This is a genomic window from Halomonas sp. DP4Y7-1 (genome assembly GCF_019800705.1).
In the GTDB taxonomy this organism is placed as follows: domain Bacteria; phylum Pseudomonadota; class Gammaproteobacteria; order Pseudomonadales; family Halomonadaceae; genus Halomonas; species Halomonas litopenaei_A.
The window spans coordinates 1-640 of record NZ_JAHVKS010000035.1; the positions used below are offsets into that span (position 1 = coordinate 1).

Sequence of the window (640 nt, forward strand, 5' to 3'; positions counted from 1 at the left end):
TGGGTCGATGAGGCCCAGCGCAGTATGGAAAACGGGTTCAGGGCTCGTCCGAAGGACGTCAGAGAGCAGTACGAATCTGAACTGCGGGAGACCAAAGAGGCGCTGGGTGAGGCCCACCTGCAGATCTATGCGCTAAAAAAGTTTCGCCGCCTGCTCGACGAGGACGAGAACTCGTAAGGTCGCTGCAGGCGGAAATGGTCCAGCTGGGCCACGTGGTGTCGCTCGTCAAACTCTGTCAGTGGTTGGGGCTTCCCCGGCGGACGTTGTATTACCGTCAGAGGCTGCGGCGACGCACGATCAATACGGAGCTAACCAAGAGAGTGAAGCTTGCGCTGGAGCAGTTCCCCACCTACGGCTATCGCCGTCTGGCGTGCGTCCTGGGGGAGAACCGCAAGCCGATCCAACGCATCTTGCAGCTCAAAGGCTGGCAGGTGCGCAAGCGGCCCCAAGGCTTCCGGCCGCGTGCCCGGAGCCTGCCGTCCGTCGCCTCTCGGCCTAATGAGCGTTGGGCCACCGACCTCACCCATGTGTGGTGCGGTAAGGATCGGCGGGCCAGCCTGGCGGTGATCATCGACTGTTGCACCCGGGAGATCCTTGGTTGGCGATTGTCGGACAACGGCAGCAGCAAGACGGTTGAAGC

The 640-nt window shown here is 62.2% G+C and carries 1 protein-coding gene; it reads left to right on the forward strand.

Annotated elements, in window-relative coordinates:
- Window positions 1-320: 320 nt before the first annotated feature.
- A partial coding sequence (locus KUV72_RS19720) for a DDE-type integrase/transposase/recombinase (RefSeq protein ID WP_222239521.1) occupies window positions 321-640 on the forward strand: 320 nt, incomplete at its 3' end.